General features: G+C 51.6%; 3 protein-coding genes. All 3 read right to left on the bottom strand.

The window, feature by feature from the left end; all coding sequences use genetic code 11:
* Positions 1-115: 115 nt before the first annotated feature.
* Positions 116-841: an oxygen-insensitive NADPH nitroreductase gene (nfsA, locus tag B2Z72_RS08710; RefSeq protein WP_296985784.1), complete on the bottom strand. Its 726-nt coding sequence runs from the start codon at positions 839-841 to the stop codon at positions 116-118.
* 22 nt (positions 842-863) lie between these two features.
* On the bottom strand, positions 864-3,860 hold the full coding sequence (locus B2Z72_RS08705) for a DUF748 domain-containing protein (RefSeq protein WP_297004597.1): 2,997 nt from the start codon (positions 3,858-3,860) through the stop codon (positions 864-866).
* 9 nt (positions 3,861-3,869) lie between these two features.
* Positions 3,870-4,414: ATP-binding domain-containing protein (locus B2Z72_RS08700; protein WP_297004595.1), on the bottom strand; the 545-nt coding region annotated here is incomplete at its 5' end.

Below are 4,414 nucleotides of genomic sequence, written 5' to 3'. Positions count from 1 at the left end.
AATAAGGGAATTGAACCATACAAGACTGCAAGGGCACAGAAACAAAAAACGGAGGGCAAGCCCTCCGTTTTTTTAATCCGCAAATTAACTCAGCGCAGATTAACTCAGCACGGGGTTACTTAACCGCAAAGCCCTGCTTCTCCAGAAACGCTTTCATAAATGGCCGCGCTTCTTTTGATACCGTTGCAGAAATCTGTTCGCTCCAGGTCATGACCTTATTGGCACCCATGCGCTCTTCATAATAATCATGCACACGCTGATCATACTCAGCCAGCACCTCACGGTTCAGGTCGGTGTTATAGCTGTTTTCATGCAACACCAGAGACAGCGGCAGACGTGGACGGATAGTCGGGTCCTGATCCGGCACACCAATGCACATACCAAACAGCGGAATCACCTGCTGTGGTAACTCCAGCAGATCAACAACGCCCTGCGGGTTGTTACGGATACCTCCAACAAACAGCCCGCCCAACCCCATAGACTCAGCAGCGACCAAGGCATTTTCAGCCATAATGGCTGTATCGACAGCACCGATTAGCAGCTGTTCGGCAAAGCCCAGTTTGGCTTCCGGAGCGATGGTCTTATGACGGTTAAAATCGGCACACCACACCAGAAATTCAGGTGCCTGACCAACCCATTTCTGCCCGCCGGAAAACTCCACCAGCTTTTCGCGCTTTTCTTTATCGGTAATGCGGATAACCGACGTCACCTGCAGAAAGCTGGAGGTTGAACCGGCCTGCCCGGCAAGCAGAATCTGTTCAAGCTGTTCAGCGGTCACGGCTTCATCTTTAAATTTACGGATGGAACGGTGTGACTTAAGTAAATCGATAACCTGATTCATACTCTCTGCTCTTATTTTGAAATTAGTTAAAGCCCAGAACCACTTCAGCATTTTTGCCTTTCTGTGGCTTACATACGGTAATTCTCGGTGTCAGTTGTTCGTCCTGCTCATTCAGCCAGGCTTTCACTGCAGCACCACGTTGTTTCGCCAGCTCTGTCCAGCCGTCGCCCGCAGTTTCAGCTTCCTCTGCGCTGACAAACGGACAGGCCTGTAATTCCAGCGATTTTTTATCCTGCATTAAAGACATCACTTTGTTCAGGTTTTTCAGATGTTCTTCGCTCAGCTCCGTTTGCCCGCTTTCATATCTGAGTGCATCCAGACGGATTTTCATCAGATAATCACCAGCGAACGAGGCCAGATTAATCAGCGTAGTGTAAGGCTGTAATGCCTGCTTCAGATAGAACATAGCACCGGTTTTTAACGCCAATACAGACAGCTGCTGGGTCAGATCGCTGAGGCCAAAATTCGGATCGGTCAGGTCGCCGGACACCGGAATGGTTACATTCACGTTGCCGTTACCGTCACGCAGCAGATCCAGAGCGGTATCAACCGGCATGGAAATCTGCTTACTGACGCGATCAATGGTGGCTTCATCCACCGGTACAAAGCGTGAATTGCGCAGCAGGATTTTTACCTCGCCCTTCAGTTTTGCTTTATCAATGGTGACATCGATATCGGCTTCCAGCATACCGCGCTCCAGGTTATAACCCATAGACTGGGCCAGATAACCATTAAATGCCGTGAGATCGAGCTGCGTAATTTTTGCCTTAATCGTTCCCTGCGGATACTGAACACCATCCCGCTCATACACAGACAATGACGCATCGGTACGGATACGGTTGTATTTATCCAGACCCGCCAGCAGGTGCAGAGTAATGGGCTGTTTTAACTCAGCGTCAGCACCAGCAACACTGCCTTCGGCTTCACCCACGGCCAGCTCATACAGCGTAATACTGGCATCCAGAGGCGGAGATACCGCAGCATCGGTAAAGTGAATAATGGAATTCTGCAACGGCAAGGTCTGCGTCTGTTCAGCAGAAACCTGTTGTTCTGTACTTTCAGAATCCGATACTGCCGTGGTGTCGCTCTCGCCATCTACTCCAACATCGCCATCTTCTGCAACATCACCCTGCACCTTCTCACCCCGCACCTTACTGTACACGAGCGCAGCCTGATGCAGACCAGCAAGATAAAATGCCAGTGGTTTACTGTCAGTTGATTCTGATGCCGGATCGCTTTGCGCTTTGTTACTTTCTGCAGCTGTGCTTTCCGCGCTGCTGTTTTCCGCAATGCTTTTTTCAGAAGCGTCGTTTTCAAGAGCGTTGTTTTCAGAAGCGCTGTTTTCCAGCCCTTTGATCGTGCCGTCAGCGAGTTTGTACAGTTCAACCACCAGCCCATCAAAATCATGGCTACCGGATGTGAGGCTGTTCTGATTAAAAGCGAAATCGCTTAACTGATAATGTGCCAGATTCAACAGCTCAACGGCGGGTTCTGTTGTTCCTGCAGCCGGTTCAGTAACCGCAGCGGAAATATCATTTTCTGCATTTCCGCCCTGACCGTCTTCTGCCGGGGTAGTTGCCGGAGTAGCTGCCGGATTAGCCGACTGCCAACCCGGCTGGCTGCTAACCCGGAGATTACGCAGCAACAGATTCTGTAGCCGTTGCTGTTGCAGGCCTGCATCCAGACCACTCAGACTCAGCTCATCCAGCGTCGCCTGATATTGCTGGTAACCGGCATCGATCCCGCGCAACTGAATATCACCAGCCACCTGCGGCGCGGCGAAATCGTCCGTTGCCGAGGTGTGCAATTGCGTCGTTAATTCCGCCAGTTGGCTGCGTAAACCGGCCGCATTCACCCGCACGTCATTCAACTGAATCCCACTATTCAGAGTCAGTTCTTTCAGGTTATTTAACAGCGATCCGTCCAGCTCCAGCACCAGTTTGGAAAAACCAGCGTTCATTTCCGGCATATCCGCACCGGCGTCGGCAAAAGTCACTTCGCCGTCAAAAGTAAGCTGTGAAAATGCGTCGTTAAGCGCTGCATCCAGACTGATGCTCAACTCACTGAGACGGACACGGATATTATTGGCTTTTACATCCGTACCGCTTAAACCGATATCGCCCTGCCAGGACGGGGCGGTCAGCGGATGATCCAGCGAACCGCGCAGACTGAAGGTCATGGGTTTTACATCAATATCCGCACCAGCCGCACGGATCTCTGTGCTCAGTTGCAGATTGATATCAATATCCACTGGATCAGTTTCTGCGGTGGAGAAATCGCGGACGTTAATTTGATTGATGCTGAGACGCCCGCTGGACGATGCTACATCCAGCGTTTGTGCTAACTGCACATTCCAGTTCAGGTCATTGGCAGTAATACTGAGAGACTGAACCCGCACCAGCCAGGGAATATCTTCGCCCGGATCTGCCGCCGCTGCCGGGTTTGCACTGGTGGGCGTAGTTTCTTTATTTGCCACGGTCTTATCAGACACTGAACTGTCAGACACTGCATTGGCCGCAGGATCGTCGGCTTCAGATATATTTTCTTCCGCCGGCACAGTTACCTGTTTTATAGGTAACTGAGTGACCGGAAGGTTAAGACCCGCTATTTTCAGCAGAATATCTTTTACATCAGTCTGATCGATCGTTTTTTCTTCGCCTTCGCTAACATCCGCCTGCAGTTTCAGGCCGTCGAGCACCAGTGAGCGTACATCCACCTGATGACTGAACAACGCCCAGGGATCAAAATCGAGATGGACACGTTCAATCCGGGTTTCACCGCTGCCACTGCCCGGGTGTTCGAGCACCAGACCGGTAAATTCCAGCTCGGTGCGAAACGGCGCAAAGGTCCAGTCTTTTGCTGTAAGACTGTAGCCCTCGCCCTGCTTCTGATACCAGTGATTTGCGCCAAGCAGAGCAATGCCCGGCGCTAAATACAGCAGCACCAGAATAAACGCAAAAACAAAGGCCAGCAGAATCAGAATGCGCCTTAACCAGATTTTTACCCGGGAATTTGTCATAGCAACCAATCAGTCAACAGAAGTATTCCACAGGGCATCGCGCAGACCGCTGGCCCTGTGTACCCGGGCAAGAATCCCCTGCTGCCAGCAGGCTTGTCCGGAAAATAAATGAAATTCTTTTTTACCCCGGGTAACAGCGGTGTAAATCAGTTCCCGGGTAATCACACTTTGCCAGAACTCCGGCAACAGCAAGCACAGCTTATCAAATTCTGAACCCTGACTTTTATGTACCGTCATGGCAAACGCTGTTTCATGAGCCGGCAGACGCCCTGGCAACAGCCAGCGCACTCCGCCATGTTCATCCGGGAAAGCGACACGTAATGCGCGCTTGCCGTCGTCATCGGTGTGCAGCAGCGCAATACCAATATCACCATTAAACAACCCAAGATCGTAATCGTTGCGGCTGATCATCACTGGCCGTCCAGGATACCAGCCGGCGACCGACGTCTGCCCTGCCAGAGCGCCAGCCACACTGCTGATGCTGAGTAAACCGGAAGCCCGCAGCAATTGTTCGATACGCAGGTTCACCTGCTCCACGCCGTACGGCCCCTGCC

This window comes from Thalassolituus sp. UBA6592, assembly GCF_002433655.1.
Taxonomy (GTDB): Bacteria; Pseudomonadota; Gammaproteobacteria; order Pseudomonadales; family Oceanobacteraceae; genus Venatoribacter.
The sequence above is the reverse complement of the archived record's forward strand: the minus strand, read 5'-3'. Positions and strand labels throughout refer to the sequence as shown.

Bases quoted from the DNA above. Each gene is read 5' to 3' on its own strand.
- nfsA (WP_296985784.1), bottom strand. From the start codon at position 841: ATGAATCAGGTTATCGATTTACTTAAGTCACACCGTTCCATCCGTAAA.
- B2Z72_RS08705 (WP_297004597.1), bottom strand. From the start codon at position 3,860: ATGACAAATTCCCGGGTAAAAATCTGGTTAAGGCGCATTCTGATTCTG.